At 63.5% G+C, this 23,288-nt stretch carries 23 protein-coding genes (1 of these 23 cut by a window edge); 1 reads left to right on the top strand and 22 read right to left on the bottom strand.

The features are described from left to right. A protein-coding gene (gene murA, locus ABH922_RS05920) for a UDP-N-acetylglucosamine 1-carboxyvinyltransferase (RefSeq protein ID WP_424806039.1) crosses the window boundary here: on the bottom strand, window positions 1–476 show its 5' portion. It extends 784 nt beyond the left edge of the window; only the first 476 of its 1,260 coding nucleotides appear in the window; it begins with the start codon at window positions 474–476; the stop codon falls past the left edge of the window. 54 nt (window positions 477–530) lie between these two features. Here murA and ABH922_RS05915 point away from each other — a divergent pair, with 54 nt between their 5' ends. Next, window positions 531–1,103 (top strand): cob(I)yrinic acid a,c-diamide adenosyltransferase, encoded by a 573-nt coding sequence (locus ABH922_RS05915; protein ID WP_424806038.1) that lies wholly within the window; start codon window positions 531–533, stop codon window positions 1,101–1,103. A gap of 3 nt (window positions 1,104–1,106) precedes the next feature. Here the strand turns inward: ABH922_RS05915 and ABH922_RS05910 are convergent, their stop codons facing one another. The 21 genes from ABH922_RS05910 to argS all read right to left on the bottom strand — a co-directional run bounded on the left by ABH922_RS05910 (window position 1,107) and on the right by argS (window position 23,271). Continuing rightward, window positions 1,107–1,529, bottom strand: coding sequence for a DUF2550 domain-containing protein (locus tag ABH922_RS05910; RefSeq protein ID WP_424806037.1), 423 nt, complete (start codon window positions 1,527–1,529; stop codon window positions 1,107–1,109). A gap of 50 nt (window positions 1,530–1,579) precedes the next feature. Next, window positions 1,580–1,948, bottom strand: coding sequence for a F0F1 ATP synthase subunit epsilon (locus ABH922_RS05905; protein ID WP_424806036.1), 369 nt, complete (start codon window positions 1,946–1,948; stop codon window positions 1,580–1,582). 6 nt (window positions 1,949–1,954) lie between these two features. Next, window positions 1,955–3,406 (bottom strand): F0F1 ATP synthase subunit beta, encoded by a 1,452-nt coding sequence (gene atpD / locus ABH922_RS05900; RefSeq protein WP_424806035.1) that lies wholly within the window; start codon window positions 3,404–3,406, stop codon window positions 1,955–1,957. Between the two features lie 3 nt (window positions 3,407–3,409). After that, complete coding sequence (locus ABH922_RS05895; RefSeq protein ID WP_424806034.1) at window positions 3,410–4,393, bottom strand: F0F1 ATP synthase subunit gamma; 984 nt, start codon at window positions 4,391–4,393, stop codon at window positions 3,410–3,412. Between the two features lie 48 nt (window positions 4,394–4,441). Beyond that, on the bottom strand, window positions 4,442–6,085 hold the full coding sequence (atpA, locus tag ABH922_RS05890) for a F0F1 ATP synthase subunit alpha (protein ID WP_424806033.1): 1,644 nt from the start codon (window positions 6,083–6,085) through the stop codon (window positions 4,442–4,444). Window positions 6,086–6,147: 62 nt separating this feature from the next. Beyond that, entirely contained in the window at window positions 6,148–6,972 is an 825-nt protein-coding gene (locus tag ABH922_RS05885) for a F0F1 ATP synthase subunit delta (protein WP_424806032.1), read from the bottom strand. Between the two features lie 5 nt (window positions 6,973–6,977). Then, the gene (locus tag ABH922_RS05880; RefSeq protein ID WP_424806031.1) at window positions 6,978–7,535 is read right to left on the bottom strand and encodes a F0F1 ATP synthase subunit B; all 558 of its coding nucleotides are present in this window, start codon (window positions 7,533–7,535) and stop codon (window positions 6,978–6,980) included. A gap of 7 nt (window positions 7,536–7,542) precedes the next feature. Then, complete coding sequence (locus tag ABH922_RS05875) at window positions 7,543–7,782, bottom strand: ATP synthase F0 subunit C (RefSeq protein ID WP_424806030.1); 240 nt, start codon at window positions 7,780–7,782, stop codon at window positions 7,543–7,545. Window positions 7,783–7,865: 83 nt separating this feature from the next. Continuing rightward, the gene (atpB, locus tag ABH922_RS05870; RefSeq protein WP_424806029.1) at window positions 7,866–8,690 is read right to left on the bottom strand and encodes a F0F1 ATP synthase subunit A; all 825 of its coding nucleotides are present in this window, start codon (window positions 8,688–8,690) and stop codon (window positions 7,866–7,868) included. Window positions 8,691–8,975: 285 nt separating this feature from the next. Further along, window positions 8,976–9,386 carry a hypothetical protein gene (locus tag ABH922_RS05865; protein ID WP_424809578.1) on the bottom strand — a complete coding sequence of 137 codons (411 nt, stop codon included), beginning with the start codon at window positions 9,384–9,386 and terminating at the stop codon, window positions 8,976–8,978. Window positions 9,387–9,460: 74 nt separating this feature from the next. After that, window positions 9,461–10,645 carry a glycosyltransferase family 4 protein gene (locus ABH922_RS05860; RefSeq protein WP_424806028.1) on the bottom strand — a complete coding sequence of 395 codons (1,185 nt, stop codon included), beginning with the start codon at window positions 10,643–10,645 and terminating at the stop codon, window positions 9,461–9,463. Window positions 10,646–10,817: 172 nt separating this feature from the next. After that, window positions 10,818–11,480, bottom strand: coding sequence for an L-threonylcarbamoyladenylate synthase (locus tag ABH922_RS05855; protein ID WP_424806027.1), 663 nt, complete (start codon window positions 11,478–11,480; stop codon window positions 10,818–10,820). Next, a complete protein-coding gene (gene prmC, locus ABH922_RS05850; protein ID WP_424806026.1) occupies window positions 11,477–12,433 on the bottom strand; it encodes a peptide chain release factor N(5)-glutamine methyltransferase in 957 nt (318 codons plus the stop codon). Before prmC ends, ABH922_RS05855 begins: the two co-directional genes overlap by 4 nt. A 70-nt stretch (window positions 12,434–12,503) precedes the next feature. Further along, window positions 12,504–13,583, bottom strand: coding sequence for a peptide chain release factor 1 (gene prfA / locus ABH922_RS05845; RefSeq protein WP_424806025.1), 1,080 nt, complete (start codon window positions 13,581–13,583; stop codon window positions 12,504–12,506). 144 nt (window positions 13,584–13,727) lie between these two features. Beyond that, window positions 13,728–13,964 (bottom strand): 50S ribosomal protein L31, encoded by a 237-nt coding sequence (gene rpmE / locus ABH922_RS05840; protein ID WP_003941310.1) that lies wholly within the window; start codon window positions 13,962–13,964, stop codon window positions 13,728–13,730. Window positions 13,965–14,189: 225 nt separating this feature from the next. Further along, a complete protein-coding gene (rho, locus tag ABH922_RS05835; protein WP_424806024.1) occupies window positions 14,190–16,328 on the bottom strand; it encodes a transcription termination factor Rho in 2,139 nt (712 codons plus the stop codon). 494 nt (window positions 16,329–16,822) lie between these two features. After that, on the bottom strand, window positions 16,823–17,767 hold the full coding sequence (gene thrB / locus ABH922_RS05830; RefSeq protein WP_424806023.1) for a homoserine kinase: 945 nt from the start codon (window positions 17,765–17,767) through the stop codon (window positions 16,823–16,825). Between the two features lie 44 nt (window positions 17,768–17,811). Next, complete coding sequence (gene thrC / locus ABH922_RS05825; protein WP_424806022.1) at window positions 17,812–18,894, bottom strand: threonine synthase; 1,083 nt, start codon at window positions 18,892–18,894, stop codon at window positions 17,812–17,814. Next, entirely contained in the window at window positions 18,891–20,204 is a 1,314-nt protein-coding gene (locus ABH922_RS05820; RefSeq protein WP_424806021.1) for a homoserine dehydrogenase, read from the bottom strand. Before ABH922_RS05820 ends, thrC begins: the two co-directional genes overlap by 4 nt. Next, entirely contained in the window at window positions 20,201–21,622 is a 1,422-nt protein-coding gene (gene lysA, locus ABH922_RS05815; protein ID WP_424806020.1) for a diaminopimelate decarboxylase, read from the bottom strand. Before lysA ends, ABH922_RS05820 begins: the two co-directional genes overlap by 4 nt. Then, window positions 21,619–23,271 carry an arginine--tRNA ligase gene (gene argS / locus ABH922_RS05810; RefSeq protein ID WP_424806019.1) on the bottom strand — a complete coding sequence of 551 codons (1,653 nt, stop codon included), beginning with the start codon at window positions 23,269–23,271 and terminating at the stop codon, window positions 21,619–21,621. The genes lysA and argS overlap by 4 nt, the downstream gene beginning before the upstream one ends. Window positions 23,272–23,288: the final 17 nt, after the last annotated feature.

Raw genomic sequence — 23,288 nt, 5'->3', positions numbered from 1 at the left:
AGGCGGATGGTCGCACCGTGCAAGTCCTCGGCTTCGGCAACAACGCAGCCGTGCTCGATCTCGCTGTGCGCGCCCAGCAATCGCAAACCGGATTGGTGCATGTCCAGCGGACGCGAGCCGATCGCGTCACCACCAGGCAGAGCGACAACAGCCCGGCGGCACCTGGCAACGAGTGGACCCAACACGCATACCGACGCACGAAACTGCTTCACCGCGTCGAAATCTGCGTGGTATTTGGGTTCAGCGGGCGTCGTGATCCGCACTTCCGAATCTTCGAGCTCTACCTCGCAACCCAGGCCACGCAACACCTCCGCCATCAACGGCACGTCGAGGATGCCCGGGCAATTGGTCACCACCGTCGTGCCCTCGGCCAGCAGCGCGGCAGCCATGAGCTTCAGGACGCTGTTCTTGGCCCCTCCGACCGTTACTTCACCTTCGAGGCGGTTGCCTCCGGTCACGAGAAAGTGCTCAGTCACGTTTCACAGCCTAGAGCCACACCTCGGAAATCTCCGCGCCGGTACCGTTGCCCCATGGCAGTTCACCTGACGAAGATCTACACCCGTACCGGCGACGACGGCACGACTGGCCTGAGCGACTTCTCCCGTGTCTCGAAGAACGATCCACGACTTGTCGCATATGCCGATTGCGACGAAACCAATGCCGCACTGGGTGTGGCGGTTGCCCTCGGCAATCCACCGGAGGATCTACTCGCGATGCTGCGACAGATCCAGAACGATCTCTTCGACGCCGGTGCCGATCTGTCCACACCGATCGTCGAGAATCCGAAGTATCCGCCGCTGCGTGTCACCCAGGCCTACGTCGATCGTCTCGAAAGTTGGTGCGATGAACTCAACGATCGTCTGACACCACTGAATTCGTTCATCCTTCCCGGCGGCACCGCGCTCGGAGCGCTACTGCACGTCGCGCGGACGGTGTCACGTCGAGCAGAACGCTCAGCGTGGTCTGCAATCGATGCCAACCCGGAGGACACGAGCGTTCTGCCCGCGCAATATCTCAACAGGTTGTCCGATCTACTCTTCATCATGGGAAGAGTTGCCAACCCGGACGGTGACGTTCTCTGGAAGCCGGGCGCCGGGGCCTAGCGGTCAAGCACTACGACGTCGACGGGCACGCCCGTCGGGGCGTGATTCGACCCAGGACAGAAATGCCGTCAAAGCACCGCTGTCCAAAGCGATCTCGTAGGCGGCGGAACCGTCTGTGACCGAGAGGATGACGATGTCCTCGGTCATGATGTCGAATTCGGTTCCGAACGGAGCGCGACGGCTCTCGACCTCGATGCCTTGTCTGTCGATTCTCGAATCGGGTCCGGGCCGCAGAGATGAAAGTTTGAAGAAGACGAAAGTGCTTTCGCCGTAACGAATGATGCCGTGTCGCCAACCGCTGCCTTCGGCGGCAGGCAGGACTCGCAGCAGTGCCGCCGTTCCCCCACGACGCAGAATCAGCAGCCGATACAGAAAAGCCGCGACGAGAACAGCGAGCAGCACAACCAGAATGAACATTACGGTCATTCCAAATGTCACTGTTCGTCAGTTCCCGTCGCGGCTTTGCTGTGAGTACTCTATGCGCGCTCGACGGCCCGAAGCTGACCCTTGGCGATCGCGATCGCTTCCAGATCGTTCGAGTTCGAAGCGAGCACAGCCTTGGCAGCTTCGACGTCGATTTCCTGAGCCAGGTCCGCGGACTCGGCCAGGATGGTCACCGTCGTAGCAGTTACCGAAAGAAAGCCACCGTGCACGGCAGCGACGACACGTCCGCCGTCGACCGCTGTGATGGATACGGTTCCGCCCTCGATCAGCTGACCGAGAACCGGCTCATGCCCGGGCATGATGCCGATCTCGCCCTCTGTTGTCTGAGCGCTCACGAGCGTCGCCGTTCCCGACCACAAGCGCTGCTCGACAGCAACGAGTTCTACGGTCATCTCAGCCATCGTGGACTACTTCCCGGCCATCTTCTTGGCTGCAGCCTCGACGTCGTCGAGTCCGCCGCAGCTGTTGAATGCCTGCTCCGGAAGGTGATCGAACTCGCCCTTGCAGACGCGGTCGAAGGCTTCGATGGTCTCGCGCAGCGGGACGACCGAGCCCTTCTCACCGGTGAACTTCTCGGCGACGATGAAGTTCTGGCCGAGGAACTTCTGGATACGACGGGCGCGGCCGACCAGGACCTTGTCCTCTTCCTGAAGCTCGTCCATACCGAGGATGGCGATGATGTCCTGCAGTTCCTTGTACTTCTGCAGGATGCGCTTGACCTCGTTGGCGACGCGGAAATGCTCCGCACCGACGATGCTCGGCTCGAGGATGCGCGAGGTGGAGCTCAGCGGATCCACAGCGGGGTAGATACCCATCTGCGAGATCGGGCGTGAGAGCTCCGTCGTTGCATCGAGGTGCGCGAACGTGGTGGCAGGCGCGGGGTCGGTGTAGTCGTCGGCGGGCACGTAAATAGCCTGCAGCGACGTGATCGAGCGACCACGGGTCGAGGTGATGCGCTCCTGGAGCTCGCCCATCTCGTCCGCCAGGGTGGGCTGGTAACCCACGGCCGAAGGCATACGACCGAGAAGGGTCGAAACCTCGGAACCTGCCTGCGTGAAGCGGAAGATGTTGTCGATGAACAGCAGGACGTCCTGGCCCTGGACATCGCGGAAGTACTCCGCCATGGTCAGCGCGGACAGGGCGACGCGCATACGCGTTCCGGGCGGCTCGTCCATCTGACCGAAGACAAGGGCGGTGTCCTGGAGGACGCCCATCTCTTCCATTTCCAGGTGGAGGTCGGTGCCCTCACGGGTACGCTCACCGACGCCTGCGAACACCGAGGTGCCCGAGAACTCGCGAGCGATACGCGTGATCATTTCCTGGATCAGAACGGTCTTGCCGACACCGGCACCACCGAAGAGACCGATCTTTCCACCCTTGACGTACGGGGTGAGGAGGTCGATGACCTTGATGCCGGTCTCGAGGATCTCCGTCTTACCTTCGAGCTGATCGAAGGCCGGTGGCTTGCGGTGGATGCCCCACTGCTCGCCGTCGCGACCGAGACCCGGGGTGTCGAGGCAATCGCCGAGGGCGTTGAAGACGTGACCCTTGACGACATCACCGACGGGAACCGAGATCGGTCGTCCGGAGTCGACCACAGCCGTGCCGCGGACCAGGCCGTCGGTGGGCTGCATGGACACGGTGCGAACGAGGTTGTCACCGAGGTGCTGGGCAACCTCGAGCGTCAGCGTCTTGGCGACCGACGGGAGCGTGATGTCGGCGTTCAGGGCGTTGAACAGTTCAGGAACAGCGCCACGCGGGAATTCAACGTCCACGACGGGACCGATGACCCGCACGACGCGGCCGGCTACGGCCGAAGCCGAACCTGCCCCGTTGTTTTCGGTTACTGCTGCGGTCATGTGCTAGTCACTTCCTGCGCTCGAGGCGAGCGCGTTGGCGCCGCCGACGATCTCGCTGATTTCCTGGGTGATCTGGGCCTGGCGAGCCTGGTTGGCCTGACGGCTCAACGTGTTCACCAGTTCGTTTGCGTTGTCCGTCGCGGCCTTCATTGCGGTACGACGGGCGGCCGACTCCGATGCCGCGGCATCGAGAAGCGACGAGAAGATACGCGTGCTGACGTACTTCGGCAGGAGGGCGCCGAGCAGCTTGTCCGGCTCGGGCTCGAAGCTGAAGTCGGCGACGGGACCGCTCTCGTGCTGATCGTCGTGGCCGTTGCTCAGCATGTCGTCACCGAGCGCGATGTGCTCCTCGGACACGGACACCTCGAGTGGCGCCATCCGGCGAACCTCGGGGGTCTGGGTCAGCATCGACACGAAGCGGGTGTAGACGATATGGAGTTCGTCGACGCCTTCGATGGTGCCTTCGCCGTTCGGAGCGGCAACGTGGTTGCCGGAGCCTGCCATGAACAGTTCCACCAGGTGGCGGCTGGCCTTGGCAGCGTCCGAGTAACCCGGATCCTGCGAGAAGCCGGTCCACGCAGCGCCGATGTCGCGGCCACGGAAGGTGTAGTAGCCGAGCCCCTTGGAACCGAGCACGTAGACGACCGGCTCCTTGCCCTCACTGCGCAGAAGTGCCTGAAGCTCTTCTGCCTGCTTGAGAACGTTGGAGTTGTAGCCGCCACACATGCCGCGGTCACTGGTGACAACGAGCACCGCGGCCCGCTTGGGCTCCGGACGCTCGTTGAGCAGCGGGTGATCGAGCGAAGCAGACGCACTCGCCAATTCGGTGAGTACCTTCGTGATCTCCTCGGCGTACGGCTTGGACGCGGCGACGCGAATCTGAGCCTTCGTGATGCGCGAAGTCGCGATCAGTTCCTGTGCCTTGGTGATCTTCTTGGTCGAGTTGACCGACTTGATACGAGACCGCAATTCGAGAATGCTCGCCATCGATCAATCACTCTCCCTTCGGAATTCGCAGTGTCATGTGCATTTCCGTCACTTGCTGACAGACTTGCGCTTGACGTTGATCTGCTCGTTGGCAACCTCGTCAGCACCCAGAGCGTCAGCCTCGGCCTCGTTCACGACCCGGCTTCCATCGGCGGCGATGAAGCCTTCCTTGAACTTGTCGGTCGCGGCGATCAGTGCGGCAGCGTTGTCGGCATCGAGTGCCTTACCGCCGTCGATGCTGGAGTAGACGCCTGCAGCGGAGTGCTTGAGATCTTCGAGCAGTTCCTTCTCGAAGCGACGGACGTCGCCGATCGGAACGCTGTCGAAGACACCCTGGCCGGCGAGGTAGATCGAGACGATCTGGTCCTCGACGGGGATCGGGCTGTACTGATCCTGCTTGAGCAGCTCGACCAGACGGGCACCGCGCTCGAGCTGAGCCTTGGACGCAGCGTCGAGGTCGGAGGCGAAGGCGGAGAACGCTTCGAGCTCACGGAACTGAGCCAGTTCCAGACGCAACGAACCGGAAACGTTCTTCATACCCTTGGTCTGTGCCGCGCCACCGACGCGAGAGACCGAGATACCGACGTTGATCGCGGGGCGAACGCCCTTGTTGAACAGGTCGGACTCGAGGAACACCTGACCGTCGGTGATGGAGATGACGTTGGTCGGGATGTACGCCGAGACGTCGTTGGCCTTGGTCTCGATGATCGGCAGAGCCGTCAGCGAACCGCCGCCGAGTGCGTCGGACAGCTTCGCCGAACGCTCCAGCAGACGGGAGTGCAAGTAGAAGACGTCACCGGGGTATGCCTCACGTCCCGGCGGGCGACGCAGCAGCAGCGAGATGGCGCGGTAGGCCTCTGCCTGCTTGGTCAGGTCGTCGAATACGACCAGGACGTGCTTGCCCTGGTACATCCAGTGCTGGCCGATGGCCGAGCCGGTGTACGGTGCGAGCCACTTGAAGCCTGCGGAATCAGATGCCGGAGCAGCAACGATGGTGGTGTACTCCATCGCGCCCTTCTCCTCGAGTGCAGCCTTGACGCCCGCAATCGTGGAGCCCTTCTGGCCGATGGCGACGTAGATGCAGCGCACCTGCTTGTTGACATCGCCCGAGTCCCAGTTGGCCTTCTGGTTCAGGATGGCGTCGATGCAGACCGCGGTCTTGCCGGTCTTGCGGTCGCCGATGATGAGCTGGCGCTGGCCGCGGCCGATCGGGGTCATGGCGTCGATGGCCTTGATACCGGTCTGGAGCGGCTCTTCGACCGGCTGGCGCTCGAGCACCGACGCGGCCTGAAGCTCGAGTGCACGGTTCTCGGTGCTCGCGATCTCGCCGAGGCCGTCGATGGGTGCACCGAGCGGGTCGATGACACGGCCGAGGAAAGCATCGCCGACGGGAACCGACAGAACGTCGCCCGTGCGCTTTACTTCCTGGCCTTCTTGGATGTTCTGGTAATCGCCAAGGATGACGGCACCGATTTCGGTGGCATCCAGGTTGAGCGCGACGCCGACGATTCCACCGGGGAACTCCAACAGTTCGTTGGACATAGCCGAAGGCAGGCCAGAGACGTGCGCAATGCCGTCACTGGTGTCGGTCACTGTGCCGACCTCCTCGCGGGAGGCCTCCGGGGAGTAGCTCGCGGTGTAGTTGTCGATCGCGCTACGGATCTCGTCGGAGGAGATCGTCAGCTCCGCCATGTTATTCCTGCTCTCGGTGTCTGGTCTTCGAAAAGATCTGGAGTGTGTGTTCGGCCGAAGGACTACTTGAGGTTCTTCCGCAGTGCTGCGAGTCGACCCGCTCCACTACCGTCGATTACCTCGTCGCCCACCCGGACGACCAAGCCGCTGAGGAGGTCTGGATCGACCTCGACGTGTACTGCCACGCGCTTCCCGTAGGTGCGGGTGAGAGTGCTCGTCAGACGATCCGTCTGCTCCGAACTCAAGGCCGAAGCACTACGAACATGGGCAACAGTTGTGTCGCGTTGCGCTGCGGCAAGATTCGACAACTGGTCGAACGTGTCCGCGGGTGCGGACTTCAATCGTCCGACCGCCTGGCCGGCGATTGCCTCGGTGACTGCGGTGACCTTGCCGTACAGCAGTCGGGAGAGGAACTCCCGCTTGCGCGAGGCAGGTACCGACAGGTCCGAGAGCGTCTGCTCGAGGCTGGGGTCCCCGGCCACGATGCGGCCGAGTCGGAACAGCTCGTCCTCCACGGTGTCCAACTGGCTCTGGTCTGCCGCAGCGCGAAGCAGAGCTTCGCGTCCGAGGAGTTCGAGCGAGTTGACCAGGTCGCGGGTGGCCGACCAGTCCTGACCGGCAGCTGTTTTCACGGTGGCCAGCGCCTCGGCGCCGACCTTGCCCGCGAACAACTGCTCGACCAGAGCCTGACGACCAGCAGCCGGTGTCGAAGCGTCAGCCAGCGCGCTACGGAGAACGCGCTGGCCGTCAAGTACCTCGACCACCGAGAAGAGCTCGGACCCAGCCTGTGCAGCGGCCGCTGTTGCGGCTCCTGCAGAGACGGCGCCCAGGGCACTGCTCAGCGCAGAACGACTCTGCGCCAATGCTTCACGGCTCGCTGCGTACATGTTGCTCACTTCCCGGCTGAATCAGCGCTGACGGCGTCGAGCTCGTTGAGGAATCGATCAACCGTGCCTGCGCGCTTCACGTCGTCGGCGAGTGACTCACCGATGACCTTCTCCGCCAGATCAACAGCGGTCTTGCCGAGATCCGAACGGAGTTCGGCAACGATCTGCTGACGCTGGGCGACGAGCTGGCTGTGGCCTGCGGCCACGATGCGATCGCTCTCGTCCTGCGCCTGGACCTTCATGTCGGCAATGATCTGCTGGCCCTGGGTGCGCGCTTCCTCACGGATCTGCGCAGCCTCGGTGCGAGCTTCGGCAAGCTGTGCTCGGTACTGCTCGAGCGCTTCCTTGGCCTCTGCCTGTGCAGCTTCGGCCTTCTGAATACCGCCCTCGATCAGCTCGGTGCGTTCGGTGAGAACCTTCTGGAACTTCGGAAGAACGAGCTTCCAGAAAGCGAAACCGACTACCAGGAGCGCGACCGCGGACCACACGATGTCGTATGTCTCCGGCACGAGGGGATTATGAGTCGTCCCCTCGGCCGCGAGAATTGCGATGGTGGCTGCCATGTCGGTCTTAGAAAATGAAGCCGGCGACGAGGCCGATCAGCGCGAGGGCCTCGGTGAATGCAATACCGAGGAACATGGTGGTACGGACCTGGCCGGCCATCTCGGGCTGGCGGACCATGCCTTCGATTGCCTTACCGACAACGATGCCCACGCCGATGCCGGGGCCGATTGCTGCGAGGCCGTAGCCGATGGCTCCGTAGCCCTTGGCAGTCGTCGTTACGTCCTGCGCGAGGTAAGCGAGGCTCATGATGTTCCGTTCCCTTTCTGTTGACCTCCACCGGATTCGGGAAGAGGCTCAGTTCTTGGTGTAGCTGGTGAGGAGGTAAAAGGTCAGTGCTCGTCGGCGTGCAACGCCAGTTCGATGTACACGGCGGTCAGCAGCGCGAACACGTAGGCCTGCAGGAAGATGACCAGCAGCTCGAAGAACGTGAATGCGATACCGGCGATGATCGACGGAACGCCGAAGATCGCCTGGAAGCCGCCGGAGACGAAGAAGAAGTAGTTCGTCGCGCTGAAGAACAGCACCAGCAGGATGTGGCCGGCCAACATGTTGGCCATGAGACGAACCATCAACGTGAACGGACGCAGGATGAAGGTAGAGATGAACTCGATCGGCACCAGCAGGAAGTGCAGGGGCAGCGGCACGCCGGGGACGACGATGCTGCTCTTGACGTACTTGAAGAAGCCGTACTTCTTGATTCCCACGTAGTTGAACACGATGTAGGCGAGCGCCGCGAGCACCAGCGGCATACCGATTCGCGCGTTCGGCGAGATGTTCAGGAACGGGATGATGCTGGCCACGTTGCTGGCGACCACGATGAAGAAGATCGTCGTGATGATCGGCAGGAAGCGCTTGCCCTGTTCCTTACCCAGGATTTCCTCGGCGATGTTGATGCGAACGAAGTCGAGCGCGAGCTCGGCTGCGTTCTGAACTCCGCGAGGTACCAATCGAGGACTGCGCATCGCGATCACGAAGAACGCTGCGACCAGCACCGACATCAGGATGCGGATGAGCATCAGGCGGTCGAGTTCGAAGGGGCCCGCGTGAATCAACACGGAGGGCGGGAAAAAATCGTCTAGTGACGGCGCATGGAATTCATCCGCGGCCAGGGTGGTGACGCTCAGCGTTCTCTCCCGTAGTCGGTCCCCAGCCATCGTTGACTGCGGTTCGATCGGACATTGACGATCTACAAGCCGACAAGTTCGACTCGCGCATTCGTCAGCAGCTGGAGATCCCGGTACAGGGTCTGGCGTCTGTCGGTGTCGGCGACTCTCGTCGACTCGGTGGCCCGAAATATGAGCCACCTGCGAGCACATGGCATCGTCGGCCGAGTGTTACCTCGCCCACCATTGCTCTCGCTTGTACCTGACCTTATCAAGTCATCTACGACATTGTGTAGATGGGGTACCTGGAAGTCCGATTAGTTACCTCCCGTAGTACTACTCGTCGTCGTTGTCGGCGTTACTCGAGGTCGGCTCCACGTAGGGCGTTTTGGTCCCGAGTACGCCGTAGGTTTCCGCTCCGAGGACGACAACCAGCGACATGATGATGACCAGCACCAAGGCAGTTTTGTTGTAGAAATCCATACCGGAAAGAATGAACAGCACGACCATCGCGAGAATCATCTTCAGCAGCCATGTTCCGAGGAGAACGGCTCCGGCGGTGAGTGCGGGCAACTTGGCAGTCAGCAACACCCCGAGTGCGGTGAAGAGGATGAAGCCGCCACCGACGGCCGCTCCGATCAGAGCGCCGTAGACGCCCTTCTTCCCGTCGAACAGGCCGCCGAGCAAGGCACCGACGACGGCCAGCACCACCAGCCCCATCACACCCCACCTCACGGCAGACTTCATGGCGGCGGTCGAATCGGGAATGGGCTGCGGCGTATTCGTCACGGTACCCAAGACTAACGGATGAGATATTTCCGCTACTTCCGTTGCTGATTTCGTTCACGAAACGACGGGATTGCCGTGAACAGCAGAGCTACCAACAGGCCCGCGGCGACGAGGACGACCACCAGTTGACGGTTGAGAAGAGACGATCCCACCGCACCGAACGCCAGCACTCCGACCCACAGGTAGATCACCAAGACCACGCGCCGATGGGTATGTCCGATCTGCAAGAGTCGGTGATGAAGATGCATCTTGTCCGGGCTGAACGGGCTCACTCCCGCCCGCGTACGCCGGATGACCGCGAGGAGCATGTCTAGCATCGGAATGAACATCACCGCACCCACCAGCAACAACGGCGCCAGCAAACCAACCAGATCGCGGGTACCGTACGCGGTCAGCGGGATTCGCCCGGAGGCACTTGTCGAAACTGCGGCCAGCATCAATCCGATGAGCATCGAGCCGGAATCGCCCATGAAGATCCGGGCCGGATTGAAATTGTGTGGCAGAAAGCCGAGGCAAGCGCCTGCCAGTGCGGCGGCGATCATTGCCGGCGGATAGGCACTGACGTCGCCGCCCTGATCATGAAGGAGTCCGATCGAGAAGATCAGGATGGCGACCGCGGCGATCAAGCCCAAGCCGGCAGCCAGACCGTCGAGTCCGTCGACGAAGTTCATCGCGTTGATGATGGCGACCGCGATTGCCACCGTGAACAGTCCGGATTGCAGTTGGTCGAGAATGATCGTGGATCCACCTGACCCACCGATGGGGTTGTAGATGATGTACCAACTGACACCCATCACCACGAGAATGCCCGCAGCGGTCACCTGTCCGACGAATTTGGTGAGAGCGTCCAGACCCCACCGATCGTCGATTATTCCGACCAGAACGATGACACCACCGGAAACGAGGGCAGCGTTGACGTGATTGTCGAAGGCGAATCCCCGAGTCAGAGCCGGCAGTTGTTGAGCGAAGAACAGCGCTGCCGCCATACCCGCGTACATGCCGACGCCGCCGAGCCTCGGGGTGGGCTCGACGTGTACGTCCCGATCTCGCGGCACGGCCACCGCTCCGAGTCGAATTGCCGCCAGCCGAACGCCGCCGGTCACCAGATAGGTGACGACGGCAGCCGTGCAGAGCACGAGCAGTAACTCCCGGATCGGGACGCCCGCTCCCCCACTGGACTGTGCCAGGATCTGTACCGTGGCCGAAGTGGCGGTCACCGCGGACTACCTGCCGCAGTGGTTCCAGCTGTCCCATACGATTCGATTGGCTTCGAACAACTTTCGGTACTCGAGCACATGGCGAACCCGTGGCGGCGAAGGCGCCGCACCGCACGAGCGTCCAGCCGTTTCGAGGTTGTGCCCGGGCGCTCGCCACCGGGACCGACCATCGTTACGAAACTCCCTCGATGAGGCTCTCCGGGCTGGTACCCAACACGTCGGCGATGTCCTCGGCGGAGACCGCACCCACCCGCAGGATACGGGGTGCGGTTCCTGTCAGATCGACGATCGTCGACGCCAGCGCGTGCTCGGCCGGACCGCCGTCGAGGTAGACACTGGCCGAACCACCGAGTTGATCACGCGCGTCGGTCACCGTGGATGCGGGCGGTCGTCCGGAGATATTCGCACTCGAGACGGCCAACGGTCCGACGTCGCGCAGCAGTTCCAGCGCTACCGGGTGCAGCGGCATACGCAGCATCACCGTTCCACGGGTATCCCCCAGATCCCAGGCCAGGGACGGCGCCTGTTCGACAACCAGACTCAGACCACCGGGCCAGAACGCGCGGATCAGGTCCCGAGTCTGTGGCCGAACGCTGTAGACCAGCCCGTCGATGGTGTTCCAGGAGCCGACCAGAACCGGAACCGGCATGTCCCGCCCTCGACCTTTGGCGCGGAGCAGGCTGGTTACGGCCTCACTGTCGAAGGCGTCCGCGCCGAGCCCGTACAAGGTGTCCGTGGGAAGAACGACCAGGCGACCGGCTTTGAGCGCATTCTTCGCGGCAGCCAAGCCCGCGGCTCGAGAATCTGTCTGACTGCAGTCGTAAACGGTACTCACTCCACTATCCTGTCACTCGCGGCAGCGGCGGCCTGATCGCGCTGCGTTCCGTACGTTCGTGCTCGCTGCGCTTCGACGTCGGTGGCTACGCGACGGGCGACGACGAATCGGGGCCTGCCGGCAAGATCGGGATGTTGCGCTACGTCCCCGAAGACGCGACGAGAGGAGAACAAGGCAGCGACACCGTCACCGTTGGTGTCGTCGTGTTCGATCCCCGCAGCTCCACCGATGCGCAACCAGCGAGCGATGTTGCTGACCATGGGCTTGATGACGGAGAGCCCGTCCGGACCACCGAACAACGCGCTGTGTGGGTCGTGGTGCATGACTTCCGGTTGCAGCTGTGCGCCGTCGGGGATGTACGGCGGATTGGCGACCACCAGATCGACGCCGCCTTCGAGCCCCGGCAGCAGATTCCGGTCGGTGACGTCGCCTTGATGAAGTTTGATCGGGGTGTCACCCGCGTTTTCCCGGTCGGCCGCGTTACGACGTGCCCAGGCCAGTGCGGCAGTTTCCTTCTCCACGGCGTGGACGACGGCGTCCGGTCTGGCCTGGGCGATGGACAACGCCAACACGCCGGATCCGGTGCACAGATCCAGCACGACCGGCGGCTTGCTGCTGCAGCCTTCGAGGAAGGACAACGCCCACCCCATGAGCAGTTCGGTTTCGGGCCTCGGAATGAACACTCCGGGACCGACTGCGACGTCGATGTTTCCCATCGACGCACTTCCGATGATGTGCTGCAACGGTATTCGCTTCATACGAAGCGCCACCAACTCGTCGAATTCCTCGATCACCTCGGGATCGACGAGGGGCACCAGGCCCAGGCGAGTCCGTTCGACACCGAGCAGATGCGAGGCCAGCAGTTCGGCGTCGGTACGCGGACTCGGTACACCGGCGGCCTCGAGGCGTTGCGCAGCCTCGATCAGCGCCAGTCGCAAAGGACGTCGACTCACCGGCTGTGCCTCCTGCACTCGTTCGAGCCAACGGTCGTGGCGACCGGCAGATCCTTCGTCACAAGCAGTCCTATTCCGCGGCGAGACGAGCCTCGCGGTCCGCCTTGCCCAGAGCGTCGAGCAGTGCATCGAGTTCACCGTCGAGCACCGCATCCAGATTATGCGACTTGAAGCCGATCCGATGGTCGGTGATGCGGTTCTCCGGGAAGTTGTAGGTGCGGATGCGTTCGGAACGATCGACCGTCCGGACCTGACTCTGGCGACCCGCCGACGCTTCGGCGTCCGCAGCTTCCTCGGCGACTACCTGCAAACGGGCTGCAAGGACCTGCATGGCGCGCGCCTTGTTCTGCAGCTGCGAACGCTCGTTCTGGCAGGTGACCACGATGCCGGTGGGAAGGTGCGTGATGCGCACGGCCGAGTCGGTCGTGTTGACGCCCTGACCACCCTTGCCGGACGAGCGGTACACGTCGATGCGCAGGTCACTCTCGTCTATCTGCACCTGCTCGACCTCCTCCGGTTCGGGATACACCAGCACACCCGCTGCTGACGTGTGCACACGTCCCTGGGATTCGGTGACCGGTACTCGCTGAACCCGGTGTACGCCGCCTTCGAATTTCAGTCGCGCCCAGACGCCGTCCGGGGTGTCGGACTTGCTCTTGATCGACAGGGTGGCTTCCTTGTATCCCCCGAGATCGGACACCGTCGCGTCGAGGATCTCGACGCGCCATCCGTGACGTTCCGCGTAGCGCACGTACATTCGGGCCAGGTCCGAGGCGAAGAGCGCGGATTCTTCGCCGCCCTCACCGGACTTCACCTCGAGGACGATGTCGTCGCCGTCGTGCGGATCGCGCGGTGCCAGTTGATCGGTGAGCGTCTGTTCGAGCTGCGCCACCTCAGCTTCGAGGGCCGGGATCTCGGCGGCAAACCCGGAATCGTCTGCGGCGAGTTCACGCGCGGCTTCCAGATCGTCCTGTGCGGCCGTGAGCTTGTTGTAGGTCGACATGATGGGTGAGAGTTCGGCGAACCGCTTCCCGACGCGCCTGGCTGCGGCAGGGTCGTTGTGCAGCGCCGGATCGGACATCTGCGCTTCGAGACCGGCATGTTCGGCCAGGATGTCGTCGATGGCCGAGGGCTGGGTTGTCCCTGCCATGGTTCGCTCCGCTCTGTGTTTTCTTCGTGCATGTCTGCGTTAGGGAATCGCCCGTGCGGCCCGGTAGACGCACGAAACCGGGTTCAGGCACAAAAAAGCCGACGCCCGATCTGCACGTGTGCAGATCGGGCGTCGGCGGAACAGCTAGGACTCGGTGGCCGGAACCTTGCTGTCTGCGCGCTTGCCGTAGCGAGCCTCGAAGCGAGCGACGCGTCCACCGGTGTCGAGAATCTTCTGCTTGCCCGTGTAGAACGGGTGGCACTGAGAGCAAACCTCGACGTTGATGCGTCCGGACTCCTTGGTGCTGTGGGTCTCGAACGTGTTACCGCAACCGCAGACGACGGTGGTCGCTACGTAGGTTGGGTGGATTCCTGCCTTCATGATGTCCCTTTCGATGGTCGCCGGGTCGATGTCGCCAATCGACATCGTGAACCGGAACCGGACTCGGCCGTTCAGTATGCCAGATGCGGTTGTTCTACCGAAAATCCGCTTCTCGCACGCCTCGGGTGGCTGTACGAAGCTCTCAACACACTCCACCCAGGTTTTGTTCCAGAGACGAGAAAAGGCCCACAACCAGTAGGTTGTGGGCCTTTCTCGTGGCGACGATCAGTCGTCGATCGCACCCGGAGCAGTCTTGGAAACCTGCATGAGGAACTCGAGGTTGTTCTTGGTCTTCTTCAGCCGATCGATCAGCAGGTCGATCGCCTGATGCGAATCCAGTCCGGACAGAACGCGGCGAAGCTTGTGCAACACAGCTGCCTCGTCCGGGCTCAGCAGCAACTCGTCCTTGCGCGTGCTGGACGGGTTGACGTCGACGGCCGGGAACACGCGACGCTCGGCGATCTTGCGATCGAGCTTGAGCTCGGCGTTACCGGTGCCCTTGAACTCCTCGAAGATCACGGTGTCGCCGGTGGATCCGGTCTCGACCATCGCGGTGGCGATGATCGTGAGCGAACCGCCGTTCTCGATGTTGCGAGCGGCACCGAGGAATCGCTTCGGCGGGTACAGGGCGGTGGAGTCGACACCGCCGGAGAGAATTCGTCCCGACGCAGGCGACGAGTTGTTGTAGGCACGGCCGAGTCGAGTGATCGAGTCGAGCAGAACCACTACGTCCTTGCCCATCTCCACCAGTCGCTTCGCTCGCTCGATCGCCAGCTCGGCAACGGCCGTGTGATCTCCCGGCGGACGGTCGAAGGTCGAGGAGATGACCTCGCCCTTCACACTGCGCTGCATGTCGGTCACTTCCTCGGGACGCTCGTCCACCAGGATGACCATGAGATAGCACTCGGGGTTGTTGGTCGCGACCGCGTTGGCGATCGCCTGCAACACGCTGGTCTTACCAGCCTTCGGCGGGCTCACGATGAGCGCGCGCTGACCCTTGCCGATCGGCATGACCAGGTCGATGACACGGGTGGTGAGGATGTTCTGCTCGGTCTCGAGACGCAGACGCTGATTCGGGTACAGCGGTGTGAGTTTGTTGAACTCGGGGCGCCGCTTCGCCGCCTCGATATCACCCCCGTTGACCGTGTCGATGCGTACGAGCGGGTTGAACTTCTGCCGCTGATTCCCCTGGTCCCCCTCACGGGATACGCGCACTGCACCGGTGATGGCATCGCCGCGGCGCAGACCGTTCTTGCGAATGAGGTTCATCGACACGTAGACGTCGTTGGGTCCGGCGAGGTATCCCGACGTCCGCACGAAGGCATAGTTGTCGAGAACGTCGAGAATGCCTGCTACCGGCTGCAGGACGTCGTCTTCACGGATCTCCGTCTCGCGAGAATCCCCGCCTGCACCGCCTTCGACGCGGTCACGTCCACGCCCGCGACGCTCGCGGAATCGACGCCCACGCCGTCCACGACCGTTCTCGTCGTCGTCTTCCGGGCCGTTGTTGCGGTTGTCGGTGCGTGGGCCGGAGCCGTTCTGGTTGTTGCGGTCCTGGTTGTTGCGGTCCTGGTTGTCGCGCTGCCCCTGGTTGTCGCGCTGGCCCTGGTTTCCGCGTTCCTGGCGGCTGCCCTGGCTCTCACGCTGGCCCTGGTTTCCGCGTTCCTGATTCTCGCGCTGACTCTGGTTGTCCCGGTTGCCGCGTTCACGACGGGGACGCTCGGTGCCGGTCTCCACTGCAGTTGTGGAGTCTGCCTCGGCCGGAGTCGCGTCGACACGGGTTTCCTCGGACCGCGCCGGCCGCTCGCTCTGCTTGCGCTCGGGGGCGGAGGTCTCGCTCTCCCGAGCAGGAGCGGTGCTCTGTTCGATGTTCAGCTCGGCCTGATCAGGAGAACCTGCCCGGCGAGCGGCACCACGGCGTTGACGTCCACGCCGAGGAGCTGCGGAATCCGAGTCCTCGGTGGTGTCGGCCGAAGCGGAGGGCTCGGCTACCGCGGCTTCCACCGGCGCTGCGGCTTCCGCAGCCGGGGTTTCGGCGCGCGCGGAGCGAGCGCTCTTGGTGCGGGTGCGGGTCGCGGGTGCGTCGTCGAGAGTGAGTTCACTCTGGGTCGGCGCGCTCTTGGCACTGCCGCCCTGACGCTCCTTGATGGCAGCGATCAGGTCGCCCTTGCGCATACCGGAGGTCCCTTTGATGCCCAGCTCACCAGCAAGTGAACGAAGTTCGGTGAGCACCATGCCGGAAAGCCCGGCACCACGACGCGCTTCGGCACGCTTGGTGGAGGTCGCCTGAGAATTGTCGCCTGTTTGCGTCCCGGCGGAGTCCGCCGAAGGTGCAGAAGTGGCGATGGTGTCCGTATCGGTCACGGAGGTCCTTTCCTTCCCTCACTCGCGCTGCGCAGAGTCGAGGGTTCGTCCCGAATTTCGATTGAGTACCGAAATCGGTGGTGCCGTACGTAGTTGCATGTCGAGAACTGCCGGCCAGCCCGTTGCCACGCGACAGCAGAAACCTACGCCACCTCGATCACGCGTCCCCGCGTATTCAGTGACTCTCGCTTCACACCGTCATGCGTTAGCGATCCTGCACATCGCACCCGTCATGAGGATTCGAATCCACCGTGTACACGGACGACCGTGGATTCGAACCTTCACGAGAAGGTTGGAGTACGAGGATCACACCAAGGACCGTAGACCCGATTGGAAAGGACTTTTGCCCCCTGGCTGATGCACCGGCGACTGACGCGCACGATGAACGGACATTGCCAGGATAGCGTCCAAACCGTCGTCCGGCAAGATTACCGTCGACTCCGTGTGTCAGCTCACCAGCCACTACGCAGCGCCGTGCGACGCTGCGGAAAGAATCAGACCACGTTCGCGCGGACTTCGACTCCGTCGGCGATGTCCAACTCGAGCACCCGCAATCCGTCCGAGCGGGCCGCTTCGGCGAGTTCCGCGGGAAACGGCTCGGTACTCAGAGCCAACACGGTAGGGCCTGCCCCCGAGACGGTGGCGGCGATACCTGCGTCCCGCAGAATGCCGATCCACCGGGTGGTGAGCGGCAACGCCGGCGCCCGCTGCGCCTGATGCAGACGATCCTCGGTGGCAACCATCAACAGTTCGGGCCGCGTGGTGAGCGCAACCACGACGAGTGCACTTCGGCTGGCATTGAACGCCGCATCCTGATGCGGGACGAGATCCGGCAGTAACCCGCGAGTGTGCGCGGTGGACGAACGCTCCTCGGGAACGAGAGCGACGGCACGAATATCGGGATGGACGTCGAGTTTGGCGGCCGCATAGACCGGTTCACCTCCCGCCGTCACCGATGTGGTGGTCCACGAGACCACGGCCCCACCCAGCACGCTGGCCGACGCGTTGTCCGGGTGACCTTCGAACTCGGACGAGAGCTGAACCATCTGCTCGTTACTCAAACCGATCTCGGCATCGAGAGCACGCGCCAATCCGTTGGCGGCCGCGAGCCCGCCGACCGCGGCCGAAGCCGAAGACCCCAGTCCGCGAGAGTGCGGAATGGCATTGCGGCACAACACATCCAAGCCACTCGCCCAGACGCCCGCCGCTTCCAGTCCGCGTTCGATCGCTCGAACCACCAGATGCGACGGACCCCACGGCACGTCCACCGCGCCTTCACCTTCGACCCGGATCTCGAGACCGGAATCCGTTGTGGTGACGACTATCTCGTCGTAGAGACCCAATGCCAGACCGAGAGTGTCGAATCCCGGCCCCAAGTTCGCACTCGAGGCCGGAACACGAGCTGTCACCGAGATGCCTACGGGCAGAGTTCTGGTCATGTCAGACACCGGATTCCGCGCAGTGGTCGACGAATCCACAGACACTATGCAAGCTCGAGGGCAGCCGCGACGGCGACGGGATCGACCCCGATCGGCTCGACGTTCGGCATGCCGGAGAGCGCAGTGTCGGGGTCCTTGAGCCCGTTGCCGGTGACCGTGCACACCACGGTCAGCCCGGGCTCGAGCCAGCCTTCGGCGCGCGCTGCGAGCAGACCGGCGACGCTGGCCGCCGACGCGGGCTCGACGAACACGCCTTCGGTGGCGGCGATCAGACGGTACGCCTCGAGGATCTTCTCGTCGGTGGCTGCGCGGAACGCACCGTTCGATTCTTCCTTGGCCGCAACCGCACCGTTCCACGACGCCGGCGATCCGATGCGGATGGCAGTGGCAATGGTTTCAGGGTCCTTGACGGGAGCACCGTTGACCAGCGGAGCCGCACCGGCTGCCTGGACGCCGAGCATGCGCGGACGGACGGTGGTGAGTCCGTCGGCGAAGTACTCGGAGTAGCCGCGCCAGTAGGCGGTGATGTTACCGGCGTTGCCGACGGGCAATGCGTGGACGTCGGGAGCCTTGCCGAGTACGTCCATGATCTCGAACGCCGCAGTCTTCTGACCCTCGATCCGAACCGGATTGACCGAGTTCACCAAACCGATCGTCGGGAATTCGGCGGTGGTCTTACGGGCCAGTTCGAGACAGTCGTCGAAGTTCCCCTGAACCTGAATGATCTTGGCGCCGTGCATGACGGCCTGGGCGAGCTTGCCCATGGCGATCTTGCCCTGTGGGATCAACACGGCACAGGTCATACCTGCCTTGGCGGCATAGGCCGCGGCGGATGCGGAGGTGTTACCGGTGGAGGCGCACAGGACGGCGCGCTGGCCACGCGCGAGCGCATCGGTGACGGCCATCGTCATACCGCGGTCCTTGAAGGAGCCGGTGGGGTTGAGTCCTTCGACCTTGAGGTAGACATCGCAGCCGGTGATCTCGGAAAGGTGCCCGGCGTGAATCAGTGGCGTACCGCCCTCGTTCAGGGTGACCGTCTTCCAGTTCTCCCCGATGGCGAGCCGGTCGCGATATGCCTCGATGAGTCCCGGCCAAGCCTTGTGGACGGGGTTGACGATGCCGGTCATTGTTCAGTGCCTTCCAGTCGCAGCACGCTGGTCACAGCGGTGACGAATTCGAGTTCTTCCAGGGCCGCCACGGTCTCGGAGAGAGCCGCATCGGTTGCTACATGAGTGACGACCACCAGGCGGGCACCGACTCCGGCGCCTTCCTGACGGACCACGGAGATACTGACGCCGTGCCGAGCGAACTCCGCAGCGACCGCAGACAGTACGCCTTCCTTGTCCGCGACTTCCATGTTCACGTAGTAGCGGGTGACGATGTCGCCCATCGGAGCAACTTTGAGCTTGGCGTACTTCGATTCCCGCGGGCCACGGCCACCGTGAACCTTGTTGCGTGCTGCCATCACGAGGTCGCCCATAACTGCCGACGCCGTCGGTGCGCCGCCTGCGCCCTGGCCGTAGAACATCAGCCGGCCGGCGTTCTCCGCTTCCACGACAACGGCATTGAACGCGCCGTTCACCGTCGCCAGCGGATGACTCAGGGGAACGAGTGCCGGGTACACCCGAGCGGAAATTCGCTCCTTGCCCTTGGGCGTGGTGATCCGCTCGCAGATCGAGAGCAGCTTGATGGTGCAGTCGAGGGCCTTCGCCGACGCGAGGTCGTCGGAGGTGATCTTGGAGATGCCTTCGCGGTAGACGTCGGCCGCGGTGACGCGGGTGTGGAACGCGATGGACGCGAGGATCGCCGCTTTGGCTGCGGCGTCGTAACCTTCGACGTCGGCAGTGGGGTCGGCCTCGGCGTAGCCGAGCCTGCCTGCCTCGGCGAGGGTGTCCGCGTAGTCTGCACCGGTCTCCGCCATGGCGGAGAGAATGAAGTTGGTGGTTCCGTTGACGATTCCGGCGACCTTGGTGACCCGGTCTCCGGCCAGCGACTGCGTGAGCGGTCGGATCACGGGGATCGCCCCGGCGACCGAAGCTTCGAAGTACAGGTCGACCGAGTTCTTCTCCGCCGCCTCGGCGAGTTCGCCGGTGTGATCGGCGAGCAGCGCCTTGTTCGCGGTGACGACGGACTTGCCGGAGTTGAGCGCGGAGAGGATGAGTTTACGGGGCAGTTCGATGCCGCCGATCACCTCGACGACGATGTCGACGTCCTCGCGTGCGACCAATGCATCCGCATCGGTCGTCTGCAATTCCTCGGGAATGCCGCGGTCTGCGCCGACACGCCGAACCGCCACACCGCGCAGTTCCAGCGGGGCACCGACGCGTGCTTCGAGTTCCTCGGCCTGCTCACGAATGATCCGGACGACCTCGCTCCCGACATTGCCGAGGCCGAGTACGGCCACACCGATAGCGCGTTGCGCCGATTCGCTCGTCACTGCGTTACCTCCAAGCTGAGCAGATCTTCCACTGTTTCCCTCCGCAGAATCACGCGTGAGACTCCGTCACGCACCGCCACCACGGCCGGGCGGGTGAGCAAGTTGTACCTGCTCGACATCGAATAGCAGTAAGCGCCGGTTGCCGCTACCGCAAGTAAATCACCGGGGCCGACGTCCTCGGGCATCCAGGTGTCACGAATGACCACGTCGCCGGACTCACAGTGCTTACCGACGATACGTGCCACGACCGGTTCCGCGGCGGAGGTACGCGATACCAGCTTGGCTTCGTACTCGGCTCCGTAGAGCGAGGTGCGGATGTTGTCGCTCATACCGCCGTCGACACTGACGTAACGGCGGGTGAGGGCGGCGCCGACCGTGACGTCCTTGATGGTGCCCACTTCGTACAGGGTCACCGTGCCGGGTCCGGCGATGGCGCGTCCGGGCTCGACGGCGAGCGTCGGGACCGGTAGGCCCACCAACGCCGACTCGTTGCGGACGATGTCGGCGAGCTTGGCGGCCAGTTCGTCCACCGGCGGCGGATCGTCGGACGGGACGTACGCGATTCCCATTCCACCACCGAGATCGACGATCGAAATCTGTTTCGTCTTCTCCACGCCGAACTCGGCGACGACGTCGCGGAGCAGTCCGATGACGCGTCGCGCTGCCACTTCGAAGCCGTCGACGTCGAAGATCTGCGAGCCGATGTGGCTGTGCAGCCCGACGAGCCGGAGGTTTCCGGCGGCGAATACCCGGCGAACGGCGTCGATCGCCGCTCCCCCGGCCAGCGAGAATCCGAACTTCTGGTCTTCGTGCGCGGTGGAGATGAATTCGTGGGTGTGCGCTTCCACGCCGACGGTGAGTCGAATCAGGACGTCCTGCACGATGCCCGCTTCGCCTGCGACGCGGTCGAGGCGCTCGATCTCGATTGCCGAGTCCAGCACGACGTGTCCGACACCCGCGGCGACGCCGGCGGCCAGTTCGGCAACGGATTTGTTGTTGCCGTGCATGGCAATTCGCTCAGCCGGAAAACCGGCATGCAACGCAATCGCAAGTTCGCCGCCGGAGCAGACGTCGAGCGAAAGACCTTCGTCGGCAACCCAGCGGGCGATCTCGCCACACAGGAATGCCTTGGATGCGTAGTGCACCTTGGCATCCGGGCCGAAGGCACGGGCCATGTCACGACAGCGCGAGCGGAAGTCGTCCTCGTCGATGACGAACAACGGGGTGCCGTACTTCTCGGCGAGTTCACTGACCTTGACACCGGCGAGGGCTACTTCACCGTCGTCGCCACGAGAAGCATTGCGCGGCCACACCTGCGGCGACAGTTCACCGAATGCTTCGGGTGAGGCGGGGCGGTCGGGCAGGCCGGGGGCCTGCAGCTGTTCGGCGTGCTTGGGTCCTGCGGGATGAGCGTTCACATTTGCTCCGGTGCGGTGACGCCGAGAAGGTCCAGGCCGTTGGCCAGAACCTGACGGGTGGCGGCGCAGAGGGCCAGGCGTGCACGGTGCACGTCCGTTGCCTCTTCGTCGCCCTGAGGGAGGATCCGGCACGCGCCGTAGAAACGGTGATATGCGCCGGCAAGTTCTTCGAGGTAGCGCGCAATACGGTGTGGCTCACGCAGATTCGCGGCACTGGAGACGACGCGGGGGTATTCGCCGATCGTGCGGATGAGGTCACCCTCCTGTTCACTGTCCAGCAGTGCGAGGTTGCTCTCGTCGGCCGCGAGACCGAGATCGGCGGCGTTGCGGGCGATGGCAGCGAGCCGGGCGTGCGCGTACTGGACGTAGTAGACCGGGTTCTCGCTGCTGGTCTTGGTCCACAGGTCGAGGTCGATGTCGATGCTCGAGTCGACCGAGGAGCGGATCATCACGTAGCGAGCGGCATCGACGCCGATGATCTCGACCAGGTCGTCGAGGGTGATCACCGTTCCGGCACGCTTGCTCATCTTGACGGCGACGCCGTCCTTGACGAGGTTGACCATCTGTCCGATGAGAACCTCGACGGTGTCCGGGTCGTCGCCGAAGGCGGCAGCAGCGGCCTTGAGCCTGCCGATGTAGCCGTGGTGGTCGGCGCCCAGCATGTAAATGCAGAGATCGAAACCGCGGGCACGCTTGTTCTGGAAGTATGCGATGTCGCCGGCGATGTAGGCGGCGTTGCCGTCACTCTTGATGACGACGCGGTCCTTGTCGTCACCGTAGTCGGTGCTCTTGAGCCACCAGGCGCCGTCTTCGTGGATGAGGTTGCCCGAGCCCTTGAGGGTCTCGATGGCTTCCGCGACCGCTCCGGATTCGAACAGCGAGTTCTCGTGGAAGTAGACGTCGAAATCGACGCCGAACTCGTGCAGGGTGGATTTGATGTGCGTGAACATCAACTCGACGCCGATCGATCTGAACGTCTCCTGCTGCTCGTCGGCGGGCAGTTCGAGCGCGTCGGGGCGCTGCTCGAGCACGGAAGCGGCGATGTCGGCGATGTATCCGCCGGCGTAACCGTCCTCGGGCGCGGGTTCGCCCTTGGCGGCAGCGATGAGCGACCGCGAGAATCGATCGATCTGGGCGCCGTGATCGTTGAAGTAGTACTCGCGGGTGACCAGGCCGCCCTGCGCGGAGAGAATCCGGCCGAGTGCGTCGCCGACGGCAGCCCAGCGTGTTCCGCCGAGGTGGATGGGCCCGGTGGGGTTTGCCGAGACGAACTCGAGGTTGATCTTCTTCGCATCCAACGACGTACCGGAGCCGTACGCGGAGCCCGCCGTCAGGACCTGGGTGACGATGGCGCCCTGGGCGTCCTTGTCCAGTCGGATGTTGAGAAAGCCCGGCCCGGCGATCTCGGCGGAGTCGATTCCGTCGGCGGCGGTCAGGGCCTCGGCCAACCAGCCGGCCAGATCGCGCGGATTGGCGCCTGCCTTCTTGGCAACCTGCATCGCCACATTGGTGGCGTAGTCGCCGTGCTCAGGGTTGCGCGGGCGCTCGACGGTGAGAGTTGAAGGGAGCACCGAGACGTCGAGGCCGCGTTCGGCTAGGACGCTCGCTGCGGTTCCGCGGAGCAGTTCGGCAAGGTCAGCTGGAGTCACAGGTTCTCATCCTATTG

It is taken from the genome of Rhodococcus sp. 27YEA15, from assembly GCF_049739425.1.
Lineage (GTDB): Bacteria > Actinomycetota > Actinomycetes > Mycobacteriales > Mycobacteriaceae > Rhodococcus_F.
The sequence above is the reverse complement of the archived record's forward strand: the minus strand, read 5'-3'. Positions and strand labels throughout refer to the sequence as shown.